Below are 21,506 nucleotides of genomic sequence, written 5' to 3'. Positions count from 1 at the left end.
TCCTGTCGATCCTGTAATCCTGTCAAAAAGTACAGTCTATAGATGCAAACAGATTTTAGTCATTCATGTTACTCCGATATCGTTGCCATGCGGCTTGCTTTCCGCAGCCTGGATCTTGGTTCGCAGTATATCCTGCGCTCAGATGCCAAGGCGCAGGTGAGCGTTTACCATTATGGAAAAAATGAGCGAAACTATTATGTTATAAATAACCATATAAGAAATAGACATTATGATAGCTAAACAGCAAGTTTTTGAGCTCATAGCAGACATGCCAGATGAATTAGATATTGATGAAATTATGTATCGACTCTACGTCAGGCAAAAACTTGAAACTGCTGAGAAAGATGTCCGAGAAGGGCGGATTATTTCACATGAAGAAGTCATCAGGGAGACTTCTAAATGGTTCGAAAAATAAAGTGGACAATACGAGCGCTTAACGATTTACATGATATTCATGAGTTTATAGCGAAAGACTCGAAACGATATGCACAGATACAGATAGAAAATATTCAAAATGCTGTTGCAAATATACTCAGTTTTCCTATGATTGGCTATAAAATCCCTGAGTTGCCTCATCTGCAATATAGAGAGATTTTAGTTGGTAACTATCGAGTAGTATATAGATTAGAAAATAAACAAGACCTTGTTATTGTAATGGCTGTAATGCATGTTCGGCGTTTGTTAAAAGGGTAACATGGAGTGCAGAGTATCAAAGGATTGGTTTTGTCCCGATAACATTTATCGCCTGGATAAGTTCGGTAAATGCTTCTATTTCTTTTGAAATAACTTCCTCTTTTGTCATTGAAATGCTCATCTCACCATCAACTGTGAGCATATCAGGCCCTCTTCTTACTAACCTGTCTTTCCCATCCATGGCCAGTATTTTCTTGATCTCAGGATCATGAACAAATGCCCTTCCAGGGAAAAATACTGTTTCCTTTATTTGTGATAAGTCCAGTGCTTTTATATCATCGATGGTAATAAGGCAGCCAATATCCTTTTTCACGGGAATGACATTTACGAGCCCTCCGAGTTTATCGAAAATCTTCCTTAATAATGGCGCTGCAACATCACTTGTAATGATCGTTGCTTCTTTTGTTATTTCAGGTAATTTTGACAGCGCTTCAGGAACATTGCGTATGGCAAATGGAGACCCTGTTTCAGGATCATACAGGGGAGTGCCGGTTACCCGGAAATCGAATTTGCTGTTAATGTCGTCAACTATCGATTTGAACTCAAGGATGGTGTGGGGAGTAACTCCTTCTAATACAGGGGAATTATTAAGGATCAGCCCCTGTTCATTTTCATTGGCAAACCGCATAAGTATGAGCCCTTTTGCGCCCATTTCTTCAAGATCTTTGCAGGTTTTCAGCAGGACATCTTTGTCATTTACTCCCGGAATAAGTACTGTTGCTGCATAAACATCACACTTTCCGGCAAGGATACGAAGTGCAGAAAGTGAATCTTCAGGCGTCTTATCATTCATATATTTTCGCCGCAGTTCCGGGTCTGTTGCGAAAACCGTAAAGGTGACTTCATTTACACCATGGTCTATGAAGAACAAGGCATCATCCTTATTCATGCCTTTTCCGCTTGTGTATCCAAGATGGATCGGTTTTTTATATTCCGAGAGGAATTTGATAAGGGGTTTAAGCTCAGGATAACAGCTCACATCCCCTCCTCCGCTAACATTGAATTTCGTTACATTCTCATTCTTATTGAAAAAAACTGATTGTTTGACTTCCTGCGCGACCATTGGCATGGATTTAAAACTTGAATATCCTTCCTTGACGCTTTTTGTGCAGTAATTACATCCTTTCTGGAATGGCATACAATGTTTGCAGCCAAATGCGGGGATTTCGGTTACACCTTTAAAATAGCAATATCTACAAAAACCCCGGCAGTCAAGACCGGGACGCCCTCCGATGTCAGCAAGAATTTCCATGTCCTCACGAAATGTCAGATGGTATATAAACTTATTGTCCTGCATAACCACAATGATTAATAACAATAAATGATATAATAGAGGTAGATGAGCGAGATAAAGGTAACAGATATGTCTGGAAACCCTTTACAGATTGGGAATTTTGTAGAATATGTAAATACAGGAACGAAAGGTAATGTCACTGAAATCATTTCAGATGATGAAGGTACGTGGGCGCTTATCGATAAGACTGATCTTTACTATAAAACCGAAGTTCTAAGAAAAATAACAATAGTAAAAGATGAAGAACTTGGGGAGAAAATATTTTCCCGCGAGGAAATCAATGAAGTCCTGAAAAAACAGGAAGAAGCCTCCAAACTAGCTGAAATGGGTGATACGAGTTTGGAGAGCGGCGGATAAAAATATATAGACAAATCGTCAGGAATATATTGCATAAGCATGAAGCTACGCCGTCATTTATTTTATAATGTTTTATCATGATCGATTCGTAAACTTTAAGTACTTTAGGGGAATTGGTAGGTGTCGCAAGGGATTGTAATGGTTGTTCGATACAATAAAACACAACATGGTCGGGATGAATAGAACATAATTGACTTATTTTGGGTTCTGTTATTCTGTCATGTTGCAGTCGCTCGTTGTTGTATCGCTTCCAAGTGAGCAATTTCTTGGAAATAAACAAAAATTAGGAGGTAAATAAACGTGGCTGACACAATAGACCTATATAGCGACAGAGGAGCAAAACTCAAATCAGGCGTCGACATAAACGACATAAGCCCAATGAGAAATGCCGCTATCAAATCAATAGTCACCGGTATAAAGCGAACAGCAGCCGTTGACTTAGCAGGAATCGAGAAAACCTTAGCAACATCCGCAATCGGTGGCAAAGGCAGAAAGATCCCCGGCAGAGAAATGAAATTAGATATCGTAAAGAATGCAGCAGCTATCCAGAAAGCAGTTACCGAAATGGTACAGGTTGACAGCGGAGATGACACCGTTGTAAAAGCATTAAACGGTGGAAAACAGTTAATCGTCCAGGTTCCATCCGTAAGAATCGATGTTGCAGCAGAGTATGTATCATCATTGACCTGCACAGCATCAGCAGTAACACAGGCATTAGTAAGCCAATTCAATATCGGTATGTTCGATGCCCCAACCGTCAAGTCCGCAGTCTGGGGACAGTACCCACAGACACTTGATATGGTAGGCGGAAACGTAAAGTCAATCGTCGAAATCCCACAGAAAGATGAAGGATTTGGCTATACATTAAGAAACGTCATGGCAAACCACCTTGCAGCAGTATGCAAGAAAAACGCAATGAACACAGCAGCATTGTGCTCAATCCTTGAGAATACAGGTGTATTCGAAATGGGTGACGCAATCGGCAACCAGACAAGACACAGATTACTTGCATTCTCACACCAGGGCTTAAACGCCAATAACATGGTGTATGGAACAACAAAAGCATTAGGCAAGACCGGTACAATCGGTTCAGCTGTCCATGCATGCGTTGAGAAAGCAATTGCAGATAAAGTAATCAGCGCAGATAAGAAATTCGCATCTGGCTATACAACATACAAGACCAATGATGTCGGAAAGTGGAATGCATATTGTGCAGCAGGCACACTTGTAGCAACACTCATCAACTGCGGCGCTCAGAGAGCCCCACAGGCAGTATCTTCAGTATTGCTATACTTCCAGGACCTCATTGAGAAAGAGACCTCACTCCCAGGTTGTGACTTCGGTAAAGTACAGGGCGCAGCAGTCGGATTCTCCTTCTTCTCACACTCCATCTATGGTGGCGGTGGACCAGGAGTCTTCAACGGCAACCACGTAGTTACCAGACACTCAAAGGGTCTCGCAGTACCATGCGTAGCAGCAGCAGTTGCTCTTGACGCAGGTGTTCAGGTATACAGCCCAGAGAAGACCTCAGGATTAGTAGGAGATGTCTTCAGCGCGGTAGACGAATTCAGAGAGCCAATCAAGGCAGTAGCAGGAGCCGTATAAATTCGGAGAATTGAATGGTAAAAACTGCTTCAGTCACGGGTAAACCAATCCAGATCAAAATATTTCCTCAAAGATTATTGCAACCAGAGACTGCTGAAAGGCTCTTAAATGAGATCGATCATGTCAATGGAGTAATAAGAATGCTAATCGGTGGAAAAAATCTGCCCCGGAAGGTCACATGTGGACCTGGAACCGGAACAGATGTCAACCACCCGAATATGGAAATAATCCATGTCGGAGATTGTGCATTCGAATTGCATGTGATGGTAGGCGAGGTAATAGTCGAACTAGAAGATGAAAGCACAAAGGAAGAACTAAGAAATGCGTGCGAGCGAACGCTGCCATTTTCCTTTGAATTCAAACAGGGTTTCTTCATAAAGAAGAAAGCTACTTTGACTGATTACGGTAAGTATGGATTCAAAAGCAAGACTGATGAAAGTATCAATCTTGAAGACGAACGAATACTCGGCCTGATGGATCCGCATGCAAAACCGGAAAATAGCCTCTGTGTTATTAATCCAGAGGAAGAGAAATGATTAGTTTATTCAAGGAGCAGAGAGAACCGATTCAAATCAATTAGGAGGAAAAAATATGGCATATAAACCACAATATTATCCTGGCAGCACCTCAGTTGCTAAGAATAGAAGAAAATTTATGTCAGATGATGTAGAGAAAATGCGTGATATTTCTGATGAAGACTTAACAGCATTACTCGGTCATAGGGCACCAGGTTCCGATTACCCGAGCACACATCCACCACTTTCAGAAATTGGTGAACCAGCATGCCCGGTAAGAGAAGTCGTTGAACCAACACCAGGCGCAGCAGCCGGCGACAGAATGAGATATGTACAGTTCGCTGACTCAATGTATAACGGTCCAGCAGTACCATACTGGAGATCGTACCATGCAGCCATCAATTTCAGAGGAGTCGACCCAGGTACATTATCTGGCAGACAAGTCAATGAAATGAGAGAGAGAGATATGGAAGAGTACGCCAAGAGACAGTCAGAAACCGAGATCACTGACTGGGGTCTTGCAGGCATGAGAGGCTGTACAGTTCACGGTCACTCGCTCAGATTACAGGAAGATGGCGTAATGTTCGATATGTTGGACAGGCGCAGACTTGAAGGCGGAGTCATTGTAAGTGACAAAGACCAGGTCGGCGTACCAATTGACCGAAAAGTCAACCTTGGAAAACCAATGAGCGAAGCAGAAGCAGCAAAGAGAACCACCATCTATAGAGTGGACAATGTTGCATTCAGAAGCGATAAAGAAGTTATTGAACATGTTCAGAGAGTATGGGAATTAAGAACCAAATACGGGTTCGTCCCAAAGGCGTGAGGTGACTTAAATGGCAGTAAGATTCCAAAAAGCAATGGAGACAAAATATACTAAGGAATGGGGATCAAATAAGAATAAAGGTGGCAAAATCACCGATAAGAAAGCCAAATACCTTAGACTTGGTTACCAGCAGAATCCAAGAAAAGTTGAGATGGCAAAGTGCGGAGCAGCAATCACCAAGAAGAGAGGATTGCAGGCTTATGACCCCAAGTTGCACTTAGCAGGTATCCCCATGGGTCAGAGACAGTTGACCCCATACACAATATCTGGAACAGATATCGTATGCGATGGTGACGACCTTCACTTCGTCAACAATGCAGCAATGCAGCAGGAATGGGACGACATCAGAAGATCATGCGTTGTAGGTCTTGACCTTGCACATGAAGTTCTTGAGAAGAGATTAGGCAAGGAAGTTACACCTGAGACAATCAACTACTACCTTGAAGTTTTGAACCACGCAATGCCTGGCGCAGCAATCGTCCAGGAACACATGGTTGAAACACACCCGGCATTAGTAGATGACTGCTATGTGAAAATATTCACAGGTGATGAAACCCTTCAGGATGAAGTAGATAAGCAGTTCGTTATCAACATTGACAACGAATTCCCGGCAAACCAGGCAAAACAGATCAAGGCAGCAGTAGGCAAGACCTCCTGGCAGGCAGTACACATCCCAACCATCGTCACAAGAACTGAAGATGGACCAGGAACAAGCCGCTGGATGGCAATGCAGGTCGGTATGACCTTTATCAGCGCATACCATATGTGCGCCGGTGAAGCAGCAGTCGGAGAACTTGCATTCACAGCCAAACACGCAGGACTTGTCGAAATGGGTGACATGATCCCGGCACGCAGAGCAAGAGGTCCAAATGAGCCAGGAGGATTATCCTTCGGTCATATGGCAGATATCTGCCAGACCAACAGAAAGGGTCCAGAAGATCCAGTCAATGTAATATTGCAGACTGCAAGCGCAGCCACAATGTTATATGACCAGATCTGGCTCGGTGGCTACATGTCAGGCGGCGTCGGATTCACAATGTATGCAACACCAGCATACACCAATGATATCGTCGATGACTTCCTGTACTGGGCAGACGAATATGCATCAAAGAAATACGGCGGTCGCGGAAAGGCAAAAGCCACAATCGACACCGTAAAAGACATTGCTACAGAATCAACACTGTACAGTCTTGAAGCATATGAGAAATATCCGACCACACTGGAAGACCACTTCGGCGGTTCACAGCGCGCAACAGTCTGTTCAATAGCAGCAGGCGGCGCAACAGCTCTGGCAACAGGCCACAGCCAGGCCGGTCTCTCCGCATGGTATCTGTCCATGTACCTCCACAAAGAGGCACACGGCAGACTTGGATTCTTCGGGTATGACCTGCAGGATCAGTGCGGTGCAACCAACGTGTTCTCAATTGCCTCAGATGAAGGCTGCATAGGCGAATGCAGAGGCGCAAACTACCCCAACTACGCAATGAACGTAGGTCACCAGGGTGGATACACCTCAGTAGTAGCAGCAGCTCACGCAGGCAAGGATGCCTTCTGCGTCAATCCATTGGTCAAAGTCTGCTTCGCAGATGAATTGATCAACTTTGACTTCGCAGATCCAAGGGGCGCATTCGGCAAAGCAGCACTCAGAGAATGGGACCGCTGCGCCGGTGAGAGAGCATTCGTTATCCCAGCAAAGTAAACATTGTTAAGTAGGCTAAATGCCTACTTTCTCTATTTTTTTTGGGATGCGACGATTAAAAGGAAATATTTATAACATAGTTTGAGATTTATGGTGATGTGATTTAAAATGGCAGAAGCAAAAGGAGAAATAAAAAGAACGCCCAAAGTACCAGGCATAGTGAAATGCATGTATTGTGACGGGACTGGAAAACATCAAGGCGAGACATGTATTGTTTGCGGCGGAAAAGGAGAAGTAGAAGTTGTAGACTCATCCCGAAAATGCCAGTGGTGCAAGGGAAGAGGTTATTTGATGCAGGGAATACCATGCACAAATTGCGGCGGAACAGGATACACAAGACCACTTGGTAGAGAGCGCCTGTTTTAGGATTATAAAGGGATAGGGGTTTAATCCCCCTGATCTTTATCAAATAAATAATTGCGATTTTTTTAAAATCAATAAAAAAAATTATTTCTTATAATTATACTTTTCACTCATTTTTTTAAATATATAATCATGTGCATTATTTACTGAATCGAGATCTCCTCTTAATGTAAGAAGATTATCATCCTCTACGTCTATAGTTTTTACCGCACATTTGCGGGTAGTAACTTCCAGATTGAATGTATCCATTACTTCCATGATGAGTTTATAGGGAACTCCAGGTGGTAAAACCAGATCATATAATCCTTCTAATGCTTTCTCGTCTTCAGTTTTTGAATTCTCATCTTCCTCAACAAATTCATCACCAATATTTTTAGTATCATTATCATTCATTTTGGATCACTTGACATCAAATCATTATCAAATCAAATAAAGTTTGTGGTGAATAATATGACGACGAAACAGTTTTATCCTAATTATTCCTATTCACCTCACATATTATCATGCTTACAAAACTACTCTTCCCACCTCAATGGATACCAACACAGCCTTATTTGAGCCTCCCTTCATTAACCGCTTTCTTAAAAGCCAATAACTGCAATGTTTTCCAGATTGATATCAATGCTTCGTTTTATGATCATCTTTTAAGTAAAAAAGGGCTTCAGGTTTACTATAATAAAGCGCAAACAAAATTCCATGAACTTGAATTAAAAAAAGAATTATCTCCTGAATTCCAGAAACAATATACAGCTTTGAGTAGTTCTATACTTTTCGGGGATTACGTTATTAATGGTGTTGAGGATGCTAAAAACATCATAAAAAGCAAAGAAGACTTCTATGATATAGAAAAACTATTCAATGCTTTTAAGATCCTTGAACTTGGCCTTAAACTTGCATCATCTGCTTATTATCCTTCAAACCTTACATTTCATTCATATGATATGCGGCATTCATGCCGAAAAAGTTCGGATGTTCTTCAGGCTATAAATGACAGGAAAGAAAATATTTTTATTGAGTATTTTGAAAAATACACGCTTCCGGAAGTACTTGAAGGAAACCCGGGACTAATAGGTATTTCAATAATAAATATAAGCCAGTTAATACCGGGATTAACACTTGCAAATGTTGTTAAAAAAGCCGATCCGAAAATACATATCAATATTGGTGGCAGTGTTTTCACGCGTCTTATAAATGAAATAAGCAAAACAAAAGATCTCTTTTCAGTGTTTGACAGCGTGATAGTTCACGAAGGAGAGACTGCCCTTTTAGATTTAATCAAACATCTGGACAATGGATTTGATATCAGGGATATTCCCAATTTAATTTATAAAAAAGGCCCGGAGATCATAGTAAACAGTCTCAGTTCCAGCGGGGAAGATATCAATTTATTGCCAACCCCATGCTTTGATGGTCTCCCGCTTGATAAATATTTATCACCCGAACCTGTCATTCCTGTTCTTTCATCAAGAGGATGTTACTGGAACCGATGTACTTTTTGTGACCACGGATTTGGTTATTCAGGTAAATACAGGCCAAGAGATGTTGACCTTCTTTTTAACGATATCAAAACATTGAATAATAAACACAAAACTAAATTTTTCACTTTCCAGGATGAAGGTTTGTCCACAAAAATAATTGGCGCATTATCAGACAGGATAATCGATGAAAAATTGGATATTTCCTGGCTTGCCGATTCAAGATTTGAATCCTCTTTTTCCCCCGAACTTGGCAACAAGCTCTCTCGCGCAGGTTGTAAGATGCTTTATTTCGGTCTGGAATCAGCCAGCGAGAGGGTCCTTAAATGCATGGATAAAGGAATCAAAAAAGAGAATGTATTAAAAATTTGCAGGTTTTGCAAGGAATCTGGCATCTGGGCCCACCTTTTCCTGATATTCGGTTTTCCTACTGAAACCCACAGTGAAGCAAGAGAAACCATGGATTTTATTTTGCATAATAGTGGCAAGATTCGTTCAATGTCTTTCGGGAGTTTCCAGCTCACAAAGCATTCAAAAGTATATGAAAATCCTGATAATTTCAATGTCTCAAAAATATACAAAGATGATGCCTTAGACCTGTCTTTATGGTATGATTGTGATATCTCGGCGGGATTATCGAAAAAGGATACCGAAGCTGTAATCCAGGAATTCTATGCAAAACTTGCTCATAAATACCCGGATTTGCCCATCTGGAGCAATCTTGATAGGGAGCATCTTTTCCTGTATGTTTCCCATTACAAGGGATCTAATAGCAAAGTAGCGGATTTATCCGGATTGATCAGGGCAATACAGAACAGGAAAAAGACCGTGAATAAATCTACAAAAAAAACTGATTCTCAACCTGTCCTGAATGAAGGGGTCTTTATCGGGACTTTCAATTTTAACCTGGCACAGATAATCCATTCCGGCCTTACAGGAAAAGGAAATAAACCTGGAAACCTTCAAAAAGAAAAAGTGAATATTTTATTTGATATAGATAATAACAGGATTTTTACAATTTCTGATCTTGCCAGGGATATTCTGGATAAGAGCAATGGGAAATCTACAATATCTGAAATAATTGATTTAATAAAAGAAAAATATCAAATCCCTTTTACTGAAGCTGAATCCAAATGCAATGGCTTTTTGAATGGATTGATAGAAAAAAATATTGTATATCTGAAATGATACCCTGGTGGCCACGGAAAAATATCAGTGAAAAAGTAGAAAAGAAAATAAATGCCGGGATAAAAAACAGCGGTTCAGGATTACTATAAACCCGGATGGCATTTCGTAGTATGAAAAGCACATCTTAAAGAGGCAATAAAAGATGAAAGAATTACTGGAATATGATAAATCAAAACTAATAGAAACATTATGGGAATACGACCCTATAATTTTCAAGATTCTCAAATCAAGCAATAAACTGCAGGAAGCACGGAACAGTCTTTTTGATCACCTGAACGATTTAGAAAGGCATCTTTTCAACATCTATTCTGATAAACATTTTAAAGATAAAAATATTCTTGAGAGGAATAATGCAAAGGAGTGCATAAGGGTTTTTAAAAATGTCATCAGAACAGAAAACGAGGACATTACAAATTATTCCGCTTTGAATTCATTATACAGGGCTGCAAAGAAAAAAGCAAAATCCGATAGCTTAAATGTTGGATTTTTCCTGGAATTTATTAATCTTTTCAAAGGTATTAACTGCGAGTCAGGAATGTATGCAGAAAAGGAAGTTCCATTATTTATAAGCCTGAATGGGCATACTGCAGCACTTGAACGCATGAAAATACTTGACGATTATTCATCAAATGTGGAAAATTATTTCCTGCGATATAAGACCGGGATGGATAAATATCTAATAGAAGAAAGAAAGAATAATAAAAAGTCCATTCTGGATTTTTTCAATGCCACTGACAAGGATTGGCAGAACTACAACTGGCAGATTAAAAATATAATTTCGGATATTGATACTTTACTGTGTCTTGTAAGATTAAGTGATGATGAGGTAAGGGGGCTTGAATGTGCAAGAAAAAACTGCATACCTTTTCAGATCACTCCCCATTATCTTTCGCTTTTTGACAGGGAAAACTCAGGGAAATATGACCATGCAATAAGAGCACAGGTCCTTCCAAGTGAGAATTACTGCTGGAATTATATGCTAAGCAAAGATAATGGCACAAACCTTGATTTTATGGGTGAAAAATCCACAAGTCCTATAAAGGGAATAACTCGAAGGTATCCGCAGATACTTATTCTCAAACCTTTTGATTCATGCCCGCAGATATGTGTATACTGCCAGAGGAACTGGGAGATCACAGATATAAAAGATGCTGTTTTCTCACGGGAATCAATGAAGAATGCTCTGGATTGGATATCTAATAACAAAAACATAAAAGAAGTACTGATCACTGGCGGAGATCCGTTAACGCTTGATGATGTCTCTATTAACTGGTTGTTGTCTAAAATTTCAGGAATCGGCCATATTGAAAGGATCAGGATAGGTACAAGGATCATTGTAACAATGCCGCAAAGGATCACAGATGAACTCATTGGGATATTTGACAAATACCATACATTTGGGACAAGGGAATTATGCATCGTAACACATTTTGAACATCCTACCGAGTTTACCCCTGATACCCTGGAAGCTATTAAGAAGATCAAGAAACTCGGTATCAACATGTACAACCAGCAAGTTTTTACATATTATAATAGCAAAAAATATGAATCGAGTTTCTTAAGAACAGTATTAAAAAAGTCGGGAATTGACCCATATTACACTTTCAATACTAAAGGAAAAGATGAAACGATAGATTATCGTGTACCCATTGCAAGGATAGAACAGGAAAGAGAAGAGGAGGCAAGGTTCCTGCCGGGAATGGTGCGAACAGACGAGCCGGTTTTCAATGTCCCAAGGCTTGGGAAATCATATCTTCGCTCATGGCAGGACCATGAGGTAATAATGATCCTGGAAGATGGAAGAAGAGTTTATCGTTTCTATCCATGGGAATCTAAATACGCCTTTGTTGAACCGTATAATTATACAGATGTTTCGATCTTTGAGTATCTTAAAAGGTTGAAAGATGATAATGAAAATGTTGATGATTATTCATCTATATGGTATTATTTCTGATATTTTTTCAACTCTTAAGATGAGTCAATAATTCCTTTGCTGTTTTTATTCCGTTCGCAAGTGCTTCTTCCAATGTTCCCATAGCAGTGCCTTCTGACAGAGCTTCTCCGGCAAAGAATAATGTATCTTCAACTGGTTGGGTTAATACCTTTTTTGCTTCATTTGATTCTACAGTTGCGTAAGAATAAGCTCCAAGTGAAAAAGGATCAGTCTGCCAGTTTACAACCTTTCCTGCACGCAAATTCTTTATGAGGAACGACCTGTTTGTATTAAAGATATAACCCAGAGCATCGAGTGCCATAGTTATTATGTTCTCATCTGATGTGTTTTTATTTTTCTCCGCTTGCGGACCTGCAAGCCATCCTGTAAGAAGCGGAGTCTTATTCGGCAGTTGAGTCCAGCAGGCGGTAAAAAAAGTATCGGAAATAAGAAGACCAAGTTCAGGCATCTTACGTATTTGAATTTGATTTTCAGATGATTCCCAGAAAGCATCCTTGAATTCAAGAAATACTTTTATAGCAGTGCCGTACCCGATTGATTTTGCTGCCTCCAGTTTTTCAGGCAATCCGGGGGAAAAATGAAGGTGGGCTTCATCGTCCGGCTTTGATTGAAGAACTCCAAGCGGTACAGTGATCAACGCTTTGCGTGCTGAATAAATTTTACCATTATCACTAATAACTTCAACGTTGTCTGGCTTCCACCGGATTTCTTTTGCAACAGTTGACAAAAAGATTGCACCGTTATGCTTTATTATTTCCTTTGAAAGAAAGTCTATAAGCTTAATGTAACCACCTTTCAAACGGTACTGATCCGATTGGCCGAATACTTTCCATTCTTCTCTCAGAGCAAACGTGCTGGCTCTTTCAATATCGGCCGCATCATAACCTTCGACAAAACCTCTGGCAATTTCCCTTATGGTTTTATATTTCTCTTCATTCAGGTATTGATCCGAAAATTTACTGAAAGGCATATCCTGTTTAAGTGAATCTGCTTTTGAAAGAAGTGTCGAGAAAGTGGTCCGGATATTTTCAAATTTCTGGAATTTTCCGTTTTTAATCATGTAGTATTTTCCGGCAATAGGGTAGGACTTGATACTACCTTCTTTTAACAACGATTGGGTTGCAGGCATATCACCGTGGATAAATTCTGCACCTGCTTCTAACGGTGTTGAGAAACCCGGAACTGTTAAAGTATATATCCTGCCCCCAAGCCTGTTTCGTGCTTCGAGCACGTAGACTTTTTTCCCTGCTTTTGCTATTTCCTTCCCGGCTCCAAGTCCCGATGCGCCCCCGCCTATAATTATTACATCCGCTTTATCAAGAGGGGTTTTATCATTAGTTTCATCATTAGTTGATTTATCCATAAAAACTCTTTTTTTTAGTGCTGTCAAGTTGTCGGTCGTTAATATTATAACATTAAGTAAATCATATATGATTGCCATCCTTATAATAGTGAAGTCCTTTTAGCAAATGAAGATTTGACAGAACCCTTAAACCATAACCTAAATATACCCGGAAAACTATAACGATTATTCAATCGGTGTTACGAAATTTCATAATTGTAATACTATATATGTATATAATTATGAAATATTACTAAATATTATTTGAGGAGGACATAGAATATGCATATACCTGACACATTTATTCCCCTGGGGCAGGCAGCAATCTACTGGATAATATCGATATTATTTATTGCAAGAGCAGTAAAATGGGCGAGAAAGGACATGAACGAGAATATGATACCGCTTTTTGGTGTTCTTGCTGCGGGTATTTTCGTTCTCCAGACCATTAACATCGCGGCAAGCCTCCTTATTCCCGTACCTATGTTCACGGGTGTCAGCTGGCATATAGTGGGAGCTGCACTTACCGCAATTATATTTGCAAGCCCCTGGGCGGCTGTTTTATTGATGACGATGGTGCTTGCCATACAGTCCCTGTTCGGGGACGGAGGGATCACGGTCATGGGGGCGAACATATTGAACATGGGAATTATCGGAGGCTTCATTGGATATTATACATTTATCGGTTTGAGCAAACTGTCAGTAAAGCGTCCTGCGGCAATGTTCGCAGGCGGCTGGCTGAGCATGCTGTTACCTGCTATCGCCCTTTCATTTGAACTCTGGCTGGCTGGCACTTTTCCGCTCAAACAGGGCGTTCTTCTCATGGGCACATTCCAGGGGATTGCAGGGATCGGGGAAGGTCTCATAACTGTAATAGTATTTGGCGCCATAATAAAAGCAAGACCTGATATCGTTAATGAAGGGACACATAAGAAAGAAAGCACGGCAAAGGTCGCAGCTGTTGGAATTTTCGCATTATTCGGACTTGCCGCGGCAGCGCCATTCCTTGCATCGGGAGACCCGGATGGACTGCAGCAGACAGCAAGCCTGGTCGTAAGCAGCGAGATCAATAATATGATAGCTCCAATAACTCCGCTGTTTCCGAGTTATGCGATACCCGGAATGGGAGACGCAGGAAAAGTGGCTGCCATCATAATTGGATTTGCAGCAATACTGATCATGTGGATTGGAATATCAAGGGTCATAAAAAAGGTATAATATGAACATTATCGAAGCCCGAAACCTTACGCATGTGTACCGCGGAAAGATCACAGCTCTTGATGCAATCAATTTTACAGCAAGGCCGGGTGAAAGGATCGCAATAATAGGAGCAAACGGCGCGGGGAAATCAACTCTTTTCAAGCATTTTAACGGGATACTTAAACCCACAAGCGGCGAGATACTGATCAAAGGAAAATGCATAAGTAATGAGAATATCATCGAAGTCAGGAAAACCGTGGGCGTTGTTTTCCAGGATCCTGATGACCAGATATTTGCTCCCACAGTGAAACAGGATGTAGCATTTGGCCCCATGAACCTTGGTTTAAGTATGGAAGAGATCGAAAAGCGTGTCCATGAGTCGCTTGAAACCGTGCGACTTACAGGTTTTGAAGAAAGGGCTCCGCATCATCTTAGCACAGGTGAGAAAAAAAAAGTAGCGATTGCAGGTATCCTTGCAATGCAGCCGGAAGTCCTTGTTCTTGATGAACCCACAGCAGGGCTTGACCCTGGCGGAGCTATACGCCTCATCAAGCTTATAAATGGCATGAACCGGTATCTCGGGATAACAACCATAGTCTCAACACATGAAGTGGATATAGTACCCATGCTGGCTGACAGGGTTTGCATCATGTCAAAAGGTAAGATAATAGGAGATGGTACACCCCTTGAGATTTTCTCCTCCCCTGAACTTATAAAGAAAACCCATCTTCGCCTTCCAATGGTGGCACAGCTCATGGAAATGCTCCAGGAAGAAGGAGTACCAGTGGGCGTGAAATTCACACTTGAAGAAGCAAGGGATGAACTGTTAAAGGTCGTGAAATAAAATGCATGTTTCCATCACGGAAATGGAGCGTGAGACATATAGAAAATCCCCTATACATGGGATTGACGGAAGGATAAAGATCCTCATGACCCTTGCCATTACTATATATGTGGTGGCTCTCCCGCGCATGGAAACTCTTAATTTTACAAAACTCGGGATACTGGAAGCATATCTCCTTCTTCTTTTGCTGTTTTCAAAGATTGAATTATCGCATCTTGCTGCAAGATTTTTAATAGCGCTTCCTTTCGGGCTTGGCATCTCGATTCTCCAGCCGTTCCTGAAACAGCCATTCCTGAATGATTTTACAATTATGTACAGGCTGCCAATGGGGGTCGAAGTTACAAATGAAGGCCTGTTATATGGCGCGATCATATTTTTAAAATTTTTTGTATGTATAAGCGCTGTAATTCTTCTCTCTTCAACAACCTCAATGAGCGAACTTGTGGCATCGGCAAGGCGCCTTGGCCTTCCAAAAGAAATGGCGCTCCTGTTTACAATGATGGTTCGCTACCTCTTTGTTTTCTGGAATATGCTGGGGAGGATAAGAACAGCGCAAAAAACCCGCTGTTTTGAAATATGGAACAGGAAAGTTCCAAGAAAATGGACACTTGAACAAATAGGTTATACCATCAGTTCACTTTTCATTCGTTCTTATGAGCAGGGTGAGAGAACATACCAGAGCATGCTTTGCAGGGGATACTGTGCAGACGCACATGTATATGTGGATAAGAAAAAATTACACATCACAGATTTTGCTGTTCTGGCTATTACATTCGGAGTTATAATTGTCACACATATACAAGCATTTTAGAAAAGTACTGGCTTCTATGACATACTTGCGTAAGATTGAAATACAATAGCACCCGATTATTATATACGGAGGATAAAAAAACATGACTGAAAGAAAGTATATCATAGAATCCAGAAGATATGTGGATGACGATGGGAACAGGACATTTGACAAATGGATCACAAACTCGAATGTAATTGAAGTGAAGCATAATGAACAATATCTGGTATTTTTCCCGCTGGAAGGAGAACATGCAGGAAAGAAACATTATATCCCCTTCTCAAATATTCACGTAGTCAGGGAATTATAATATCAGCCATAATATTAGCCAACAAACATAAAATTAAAAGAAGTCTTTGCAGCTATGGTTTTCTTTGCAGTTTTTTGCAAAGTACAAAGCGCAAAGATTCTTTTAACTTTACTTAATTTACTTAAAATTCACATTCATCAAGGAATTGCTTAAATGACGCCAGTTCAGTCCTGCTTTTCTGGATCTCGCGATTTAATTCACTACCTATCTGTGTAAACATCTGTTTGAGTTTTTCAGTATCGATCCGTTTTGGAACCTGTACTTCAAAAAGGTAATCTTTTGCTCCGACTTTTATTGAACCGATCATGATTTCCTTATATTTGAACAATACATTGCGGACTATTTGTCTTATGGATTCTGCCTTGAACCTGTATTCGTGGATCTTATATTCCGAATCCGATTCAATGTATTTCCAATCGATGTTATTGGGATATACCTGAAGAGTATAATTCAGATCATCCGCTGATACCATTTTTGCCTTTAGTTTGATATTTATTTCAGTTTCTTTTAAAACTTCTGGTTCAGTCACTTTCTAAAACCTCTCTATATAATAGGAGTCCCTTCTATTATAGTTAATTCCTTAAAAGCAGACATGAGCATTTTGGTGATCTTGCCCGGCTTTCCATCAGCTATTAACCGCCCATCTATTTTCGTAATAGGACCTATCTCTGCTGCTGTCCCTGTAACGAAAACCTCATCAGCCGTATAAAGATCAAATAAACCCATATTTGTTTCCACAACGTCTATTCCTTCCTTTCTCGCAAGTTCTATTGCAGCGGCCCTTGTTATCCCGCGAAGGTTATTAAGCGCGGGTGGTGTGATCACCTCGCCGTTCTTTACCACAAAAATATTATCTCCCGAACCTTCAGAAAGATTACCATGTACATCGAACATGATCGCCTCGTCACCGCCTTTTGCGTTTGCCTCGATCTTTGCAAGGATGTTATTCAGGTAATTTAATGATTTGATGTTCGGGGGCATTGCTTCAGGGGCATTTCTCCTGACACCGACTGTAATAGCTGTAAGTCCTTTTTCATACAGGTCCCCGTACATTGCGCCCCATTCCTGTGTTATTATGAATATATTGGGTTTGGGGCATTTCCTGGGATCAAGACCAAGGTCGCCGTCTCCACGTGACACTATGGGGCGAATATAAGCATCTTTCAGGTTATTTCTCTTCATTGTTTCGATGATAGCTTTTTTCATCTCATCTTTTGACAGGGGGATCTTAAGGTCTATCGCTTTTGCAGAATCGTACATCCTGTCAAGATGCTCGTTCAGCCTGAATACCCGGCCGTTATATGCCCTTATACCTTCAAAAACTCCGTCCCCATATAAGAAACCATGATCATATATGGAGGTTCTTGCCTCCTGTTTTGGCACAAATTTTCCGTTAAAATAAATTACTAAATCCATGAGAATCCCTTTCACATAGGGAAACGCCTGGATATATGCGTTTTGATTGCTAGAATCATGTATCATATATCTTTGATTTTTTGGCAGAGCTGAATACCAGATAAGAAGCAATGCTCATCTTGCCATATATATCCCGTCCACCACTCTTTCGATCCTGACCCGGATTTCTTTTCCCACAGGGATATTGCCGGCATTCACGATCGTCAATACCCTGTCCCTTGCAATCGCAAGTTTCTCACCCTTCATCCAGCCCGGCCCTATAACTTTTACTTTTACTTTTTCGTTTCTCCTGAACATCCTGGGAAGCGCTTTGCAAACATGGCTTCCAAAATCCTGGGGGGAAAGAATAAGTTTTGTCTGGAATTTCTTTTCCCATTCCTCAAGCTGTGAATAGAATTTTTCCCAGCTCATCACTTTAACACCAGGTTTCCTTCCGTTCTTATGGGAAAGGAATTTCTGTATTCCAAGAGCAGGCCATTTTTTACCTGCACCGATCGAAAGTGCAAATTCGATCAATTTTGGGATCTCTTCATCATTTATGCCTGGAAGCCACACCGGGGCGATCAGAAGGTCGATATCAGTATTCATGGCGATATATTCTGCTGTCTTTCGAACTTTTTCAATATTGTAAGAATCAATTCCTGCGATCCTCTTTGCAAGTTCCGGGTCAAGGGCTTCGATTGACATATTAATCCTGGACAGGCCCGCACTATCCAGTTCATCAATGAGTTTTGTGTTCAATAGAACTCCATTTGTCTGCATGGAGATTGTCCTGACATTTTTGTTTTCAGAAAGCTTTTGCACAAGATCAACAAGCTGCGGGTACATGGCAGGCTCTCCCACCGTATCGATATGAGCTTCAATGTCATCGATCTCTTTATAAGAGGCAGCCCATTCAAAAGCCGGAAGCAGTTGCGAAAGATCAACCATATATTCCGATATCCTCTGATGTGAATAAGGACCTGCATCTGTTGAGCAAAAAATACAGGAAATAGGACATTCACTTATCGGGCGAACCTGCAATACGTTCGTCCCGCGATCGATGATACCAAATGCGATGCACCCGAAAAGTGGGATATCGCGGATAAGGATGTTGTTACGTTTTGCCATTTTCTACCAGTATACAATCACAGCATCGTTTTTTCCCGCAGAATTGTTTTCCATATTCAACAATGAGGGCATGGAATTCCTTATACAGGGAAACATCAACAGGCAGCGAACTCTCAAAGACCGATTGGAGTTTTCCGTAATCGCCTTCTATCCCGATGCATTTGCATATTCTTTTTGTATAGGCATCGATCACGAATTTTGGTTTATCTGCCGCGTATAATACGATACTGTCTGCTGTTTCGTTTCCTATTCCATCCAGGGAAAGCAGGATATTGCGGAGTTCACCTGCAGGTTTTTCAAGAATGTCAGGATTTTCATGGAAAAATATCGAAATATTTTTTAATCTCATAGCTTTTTGCCTGTAAAATCCCGTACACCTGATAAGCCCTTCCAGTTCTTCCGTTTTAACTTTTGAAAGGAAATCCGCTTCCAGCAGGCTATGGTCTTTCAGGTTCTTTATTGCCTGTTCCACATTTTCCCACCTTGTCTGCTGTGTGAGAACCGCTCCGATAACAACCTCAAAAGCTGTATCTGCGGGCCACCAGTGCCTGGGACCAAGTTCACGACGGAGCAGATCATAAATCTTTTTCATACGAACTTAACGCCAAGGTCAGAAAGACCATTGCGGATAGCGAGATTGATCAAAAATGGCGTCAGGGACTCGATCATATACGATGATGCAAGACCACCGCCATCAAGTGGACGAAGAGATTTTATTTCGCGTGTAAGTTCCATAACGGTTTGCTTTGCATTCTCGTCATCCCCGCAGACTACAACATCATAATCAAGACTTAGTTCAAGTTTTGCGAGTTTTCGCGCTGAAACATTATGGTATGATGAAACAACTTTAACGGTTTTAGGAAGAATCTCCTGTATCTCAAGTGCTGCGCTTCCCTGTGCTGGGGGCGTATATTTAAACAGGCCATTCTTCGTCATGGGAACAACAAGTGAGATAACGATCTGATCTTTAAAACAAGGTAATAGTTTTTTTAAAAGGGAAATTACACCCTTGTAGGGTACGGAAAGCACAACCACATCAGCTTCCCCGATAGCTTTCTCATTTCCGCATCCTGTAATGCCGCAGCACTGCATGCCTCTGTATAAAAGTATATTTGTGTACTCTTCCGCTGCATTGACAGCTTTATCAATTTCGCGGGAACAAACAAGTATATCATGTTTTCCTGCCCATCGCAGGGCGAATCCTTCCCCGATGCTGCCTGTACCTCCGAGTATTGCTATTTTCATGTTTTATCCTTTTCCTTCAAGATTTTTCGCATCATATGCATATTTTCCCTGTGCATTGAGACTATCAGGTCACTGAGGATCGCGAAGATGAACATCAGTATTCCGGTTACTATAAGAAGGGTGGCAAGAATTGTAAGTGGAACATGTGTCACGTTTTTTATCCATTCATCTACTACGTATATTCCAACAATTACCCCGAGAAGAGTTAAAAACCCCCCTATCAGGTTAAAGTAGAAAAGGGGGTTGTGTGTCCTGGCAAGAAGATATATTGTTGAAGCGATCCGCAAGCCATCCCTGACTGGCCGAAGTTTTGTAGCTGCACCGCTTACTCTTGCAAGGTATGTTATGGGCACTTCAACGATTTTGAGATCTTTTTTGACGCATTCGACCGTAATTTCTGTTTCTACTTCAAAACCAGTCCGGTTCAATTCGATCTGTTTGTAAGAATTATAATTGAATGCCCTGTATCCGGAAAGTATGTCATTTAACCAGACGCCATAAGCAAAACCGAATATCTTGTTTAATATCTTGTTTCCAAGGAGATTTAAACCTGTGAATGCGCCTGTCTGGTAATTCGTGAACCTGTTACCGATAACATGGTCAGCTTGTCCTGATATTACCGGTTCAATTAATTTGTTTATTTCTTCAGGAAGATATGTCCCATCCCCATCTATCATTACTATATATTTGCTTGATAACAGATGAAACGCCTGGCTGATAGCCTGTCCTTTTCCAGTGCCGCTTTGCAACACGACCCTTGCCCCTGCATTTTGCGCTTTTGATACTGTATCATCCATGCTGTGACCATCAATAACAAGAATATCGGGATAACCTATCGATTTGAATTCTCTTACCAATCCGGCTATTGTTTTTCCCTCATTGAGGGTGGGTATTAAAATACAGATATCCTCGTTATTCATTCAGAGTCCTTATAATTTTATTAATACTTAATTGTTAGTGATTTCCAGATTCCATCAACCTCTTGCTGTCTGCCTGGGAGCGCATGAGTCCGGCTTCAAGCTCATGAACTTTTTTTAGGCGCCGGTGTTTCAGCAAGACAAAGCATATTCCGGCTTTTTTTAACCTCGGATAAACGCAGATGAACGCGGATTTATTACTACGCTTTCAGAAAATCATATTGGTATCTCGGTTACAGCCTAAATTATTATATAAATAATTTCAATTATTGCGCGCCCAAAATCATGATGCATATCTGTGTTGCGTGCCCCGAAGCACAAGAAGGAAAGAATAACAAACAGAACATTTGGAGGAAAAAAAAA

The 21,506-nt window shown here is 40.9% G+C and carries 23 protein-coding genes; 14 read left to right on the top strand and 9 right to left on the bottom strand.

The window, feature by feature from the left end; translation table 11 throughout:
• Positions 1-229: 229 nt before the first annotated feature.
• Entirely contained in the window at positions 230-415 is a 186-nt protein-coding gene (locus CL181_RS15640) for a hypothetical protein (RefSeq protein WP_097300257.1), read from the top strand.
• Positions 400-693, top strand: coding sequence for a type II toxin-antitoxin system RelE/ParE family toxin (locus CL181_RS15635; RefSeq protein ID WP_097300256.1), 294 nt, complete (start codon positions 400-402; stop codon positions 691-693). Before CL181_RS15640 ends, CL181_RS15635 begins: the two co-directional genes overlap by 16 nt.
• Positions 694-709: 16 nt before the next feature.
• On the opposite strand, the gene mmp10 is transcribed toward CL181_RS15635, so the two are convergent.
• Positions 710-1,945 carry a methyl coenzyme M reductase-arginine methyltransferase Mmp10 gene (gene mmp10, locus CL181_RS15630; RefSeq protein ID WP_097300255.1) on the bottom strand — a complete coding sequence of 412 codons (1,236 nt, stop codon included), beginning with the start codon at positions 1,943-1,945 and terminating at the stop codon, positions 710-712.
• A gap of 87 nt (positions 1,946-2,032) precedes the next feature.
• On the opposite strand from mmp10, the gene CL181_RS15625 reads away from it, so the two are divergent.
• The 6 genes from CL181_RS15625 to CL181_RS15600 all read left to right on the top strand — a co-directional run bounded on the left by CL181_RS15625 (position 2,033) and on the right by CL181_RS15600 (position 7,355).
• A complete protein-coding gene (locus tag CL181_RS15625) occupies positions 2,033-2,344 on the top strand; it encodes a DUF2098 domain-containing protein (RefSeq protein ID WP_097300254.1) in 312 nt (103 codons plus the stop codon).
• A 300-nt stretch (positions 2,345-2,644) separates the two neighbouring features.
• The gene (mcrB, locus tag CL181_RS15620; protein WP_097300253.1) at positions 2,645-3,949 is read left to right on the top strand and encodes a coenzyme-B sulfoethylthiotransferase subunit beta; all 1,305 of its coding nucleotides are present in this window, start codon (positions 2,645-2,647) and stop codon (positions 3,947-3,949) included.
• Positions 3,950-3,963: 14 nt separating this feature from the next.
• Positions 3,964-4,485 (top strand): methyl-coenzyme M reductase operon protein D, encoded by a 522-nt coding sequence (gene mcrD / locus CL181_RS15615; RefSeq protein WP_097300252.1) that lies wholly within the window; start codon positions 3,964-3,966, stop codon positions 4,483-4,485.
• A gap of 55 nt (positions 4,486-4,540) precedes the next feature.
• Entirely contained in the window at positions 4,541-5,290 is a 750-nt protein-coding gene (gene mcrG, locus CL181_RS15610) for a coenzyme-B sulfoethylthiotransferase subunit gamma (RefSeq protein ID WP_097300251.1), read from the top strand.
• Positions 5,291-5,300: 10 nt separating this feature from the next.
• Positions 5,301-6,989, top strand: coding sequence for a coenzyme-B sulfoethylthiotransferase subunit alpha (gene mcrA, locus CL181_RS15605; protein WP_097300250.1), 1,689 nt, complete (start codon positions 5,301-5,303; stop codon positions 6,987-6,989).
• Between the two features lie 108 nt (positions 6,990-7,097).
• Positions 7,098-7,355, top strand: a complete 258-nt coding sequence (locus CL181_RS15600) for a hypothetical protein (protein ID WP_097300249.1) — start codon at positions 7,098-7,100, stop codon at positions 7,353-7,355.
• 81 nt (positions 7,356-7,436) lie between these two features.
• Here the strand turns inward: CL181_RS15600 and CL181_RS15595 are convergent, their stop codons facing one another.
• Entirely contained in the window at positions 7,437-7,745 is a 309-nt protein-coding gene (locus tag CL181_RS15595; protein ID WP_097300248.1) for a hypothetical protein, read from the bottom strand.
• A 110-nt stretch (positions 7,746-7,855) separates the two neighbouring features.
• Between CL181_RS15595 and CL181_RS15590 the strand changes: the two genes are divergently transcribed.
• Both CL181_RS15590 and CL181_RS15585 read left to right on the top strand, forming a co-directional pair.
• Complete coding sequence (locus CL181_RS15590; RefSeq protein ID WP_097300247.1) at positions 7,856-10,015, top strand: PqqD family peptide modification chaperone; 2,160 nt, start codon at positions 7,856-7,858, stop codon at positions 10,013-10,015.
• Positions 10,016-10,157: 142 nt separating this feature from the next.
• Complete coding sequence (locus CL181_RS15585; RefSeq protein ID WP_097300246.1) at positions 10,158-11,969, top strand: KamA family radical SAM protein; 1,812 nt, start codon at positions 10,158-10,160, stop codon at positions 11,967-11,969.
• A gap of 7 nt (positions 11,970-11,976) precedes the next feature.
• Here CL181_RS15585 and CL181_RS15580 read toward each other — a convergent pair whose 3' ends face one another.
• A complete protein-coding gene (locus CL181_RS15580; RefSeq protein WP_176505264.1) occupies positions 11,977-13,332 on the bottom strand; it encodes an NAD(P)/FAD-dependent oxidoreductase in 1,356 nt (451 codons plus the stop codon).
• 261 nt (positions 13,333-13,593) lie between these two features.
• Between CL181_RS15580 and cbiM the strand changes: the two genes are divergently transcribed.
• The 4 genes from cbiM to CL181_RS15560 all read left to right on the top strand — a co-directional run bounded on the left by cbiM (position 13,594) and on the right by CL181_RS15560 (position 16,455).
• Positions 13,594-14,529, top strand: a complete 936-nt coding sequence (gene cbiM, locus CL181_RS15575; RefSeq protein ID WP_097300244.1) for a cobalt transporter CbiM — start codon at positions 13,594-13,596, stop codon at positions 14,527-14,529.
• A 1-nt stretch (position 14,530) separates the two neighbouring features.
• Complete coding sequence (locus tag CL181_RS15570; RefSeq protein ID WP_097300243.1) at positions 14,531-15,355, top strand: ATP-binding cassette domain-containing protein; 825 nt, start codon at positions 14,531-14,533, stop codon at positions 15,353-15,355.
• 1 nt (position 15,356) lies between these two features.
• Positions 15,357-16,166: a cobalt ECF transporter T component CbiQ gene (cbiQ, locus tag CL181_RS15565; RefSeq protein WP_097300242.1), complete on the top strand. Its 810-nt coding sequence runs from the start codon at positions 15,357-15,359 to the stop codon at positions 16,164-16,166.
• A gap of 82 nt (positions 16,167-16,248) precedes the next feature.
• Entirely contained in the window at positions 16,249-16,455 is a 207-nt protein-coding gene (locus CL181_RS15560) for a hypothetical protein (protein ID WP_097300241.1), read from the top strand.
• Positions 16,456-16,576: 121 nt separating this feature from the next.
• Here the strand turns inward: CL181_RS15560 and CL181_RS15555 are convergent, their stop codons facing one another.
• From CL181_RS15555 to aglJ, 6 genes are all read right to left on the bottom strand, one after another.
• Entirely contained in the window at positions 16,577-16,984 is a 408-nt protein-coding gene (locus CL181_RS15555) for a hypothetical protein (protein WP_097300240.1), read from the bottom strand.
• A 14-nt stretch (positions 16,985-16,998) separates the two neighbouring features.
• Positions 16,999-17,871, bottom strand: a complete 873-nt coding sequence (gene ilvE, locus CL181_RS15550; protein WP_097300271.1) for a branched-chain-amino-acid transaminase — start codon at positions 17,869-17,871, stop codon at positions 16,999-17,001.
• Positions 17,872-17,985: 114 nt separating this feature from the next.
• Positions 17,986-18,981 (bottom strand): radical SAM protein, encoded by a 996-nt coding sequence (locus CL181_RS15545; RefSeq protein ID WP_097300239.1) that lies wholly within the window; start codon positions 18,979-18,981, stop codon positions 17,986-17,988.
• A complete protein-coding gene (locus CL181_RS15540) occupies positions 18,968-19,573 on the bottom strand; it encodes an endonuclease III domain-containing protein (protein WP_097300238.1) in 606 nt (201 codons plus the stop codon). The genes CL181_RS15545 and CL181_RS15540 overlap by 14 nt, the downstream gene beginning before the upstream one ends.
• Entirely contained in the window at positions 19,570-20,226 is a 657-nt protein-coding gene (gene npdG, locus CL181_RS15535; RefSeq protein ID WP_097300237.1) for an NADPH-dependent F420 reductase, read from the bottom strand. The genes CL181_RS15540 and npdG overlap by 4 nt, the downstream gene beginning before the upstream one ends.
• On the bottom strand, positions 20,223-21,146 hold the full coding sequence (aglJ, locus tag CL181_RS15530) for an S-layer glycoprotein N-glycosyltransferase AglJ (RefSeq protein WP_097300236.1): 924 nt from the start codon (positions 21,144-21,146) through the stop codon (positions 20,223-20,225). The genes npdG and aglJ overlap by 4 nt, the downstream gene beginning before the upstream one ends.
• Positions 21,147-21,506 lie beyond the last annotated feature (360 nt).

The organism is Candidatus Methanoperedens sp. BLZ2 (assembly GCF_002487355.1).
Lineage (GTDB): Archaea > Halobacteriota > Methanosarcinia > Methanosarcinales > Methanoperedenaceae > Methanoperedens.
Note: the sequence above shows the minus strand (reverse complement) of the source record. Positions and strands in the feature narration are given on the sequence as shown.

What these genes read in the sequence shown, in the direction of transcription:
- CL181_RS15640 (WP_097300257.1), top strand. Translation starts at nt 230, where the DNA reads ATGATAGCTAAACAGCAAGTTTTTGAGCTCATAGCAGACATGCCAGAT.
- CL181_RS15635 (WP_097300256.1), top strand. Translation starts at nt 400, where the DNA reads ATGGTTCGAAAAATAAAGTGGACAATACGAGCGCTTAACGATTTACAT.
- mmp10 (WP_097300255.1), bottom strand. Translation starts at nt 1,945, where the DNA reads ATGGAAATTCTTGCTGACATCGGAGGGCGTCCCGGTCTTGACTGCCGG.
- CL181_RS15625 (WP_097300254.1), top strand. Translation starts at nt 2,033, where the DNA reads ATGAGCGAGATAAAGGTAACAGATATGTCTGGAAACCCTTTACAGATT.
- mcrD (WP_097300252.1), top strand. Translation starts at nt 3,964, where the DNA reads ATGGTAAAAACTGCTTCAGTCACGGGTAAACCAATCCAGATCAAAATA.
- mcrG (WP_097300251.1), top strand. Translation starts at nt 4,541, where the DNA reads ATGGCATATAAACCACAATATTATCCTGGCAGCACCTCAGTTGCTAAG.
- mcrA (WP_097300250.1), top strand. Translation starts at nt 5,301, where the DNA reads ATGGCAGTAAGATTCCAAAAAGCAATGGAGACAAAATATACTAAGGAA.
- CL181_RS15600 (WP_097300249.1), top strand. Translation starts at nt 7,098, where the DNA reads ATGGCAGAAGCAAAAGGAGAAATAAAAAGAACGCCCAAAGTACCAGGC.
- CL181_RS15595 (WP_097300248.1), bottom strand. Translation starts at nt 7,745, where the DNA reads ATGAATGATAATGATACTAAAAATATTGGTGATGAATTTGTTGAGGAA.
- CL181_RS15590 (WP_097300247.1), top strand. Translation starts at nt 7,856, where the DNA reads ATGCTTACAAAACTACTCTTCCCACCTCAATGGATACCAACACAGCCT.
- CL181_RS15585 (WP_097300246.1), top strand. Translation starts at nt 10,158, where the DNA reads ATGAAAGAATTACTGGAATATGATAAATCAAAACTAATAGAAACATTA.
- CL181_RS15580 (WP_176505264.1), bottom strand. Translation starts at nt 13,332, where the DNA reads ATGGATAAATCAACTAATGATGAAACTAATGATAAAACCCCTCTTGAT.
- cbiM (WP_097300244.1), top strand. Translation starts at nt 13,594, where the DNA reads ATGCATATACCTGACACATTTATTCCCCTGGGGCAGGCAGCAATCTAC.
- CL181_RS15570 (WP_097300243.1), top strand. Translation starts at nt 14,531, where the DNA reads ATGAACATTATCGAAGCCCGAAACCTTACGCATGTGTACCGCGGAAAG.
- cbiQ (WP_097300242.1), top strand. Translation starts at nt 15,357, where the DNA reads ATGCATGTTTCCATCACGGAAATGGAGCGTGAGACATATAGAAAATCC.
- CL181_RS15560 (WP_097300241.1), top strand. Translation starts at nt 16,249, where the DNA reads ATGACTGAAAGAAAGTATATCATAGAATCCAGAAGATATGTGGATGAC.
- ilvE (WP_097300271.1), bottom strand. Translation starts at nt 17,871, where the DNA reads ATGGATTTAGTAATTTATTTTAACGGAAAATTTGTGCCAAAACAGGAG.
- CL181_RS15545 (WP_097300239.1), bottom strand. Translation starts at nt 18,981, where the DNA reads ATGGCAAAACGTAACAACATCCTTATCCGCGATATCCCACTTTTCGGG.
- CL181_RS15540 (WP_097300238.1), bottom strand. Translation starts at nt 19,573, where the DNA reads ATGAAAAAGATTTATGATCTGCTCCGTCGTGAACTTGGTCCCAGGCAC.
- npdG (WP_097300237.1), bottom strand. Translation starts at nt 20,226, where the DNA reads ATGAAAATAGCAATACTCGGAGGTACAGGCAGCATCGGGGAAGGATTC.
- aglJ (WP_097300236.1), bottom strand. Translation starts at nt 21,146, where the DNA reads ATGAATAACGAGGATATCTGTATTTTAATACCCACCCTCAATGAGGGA.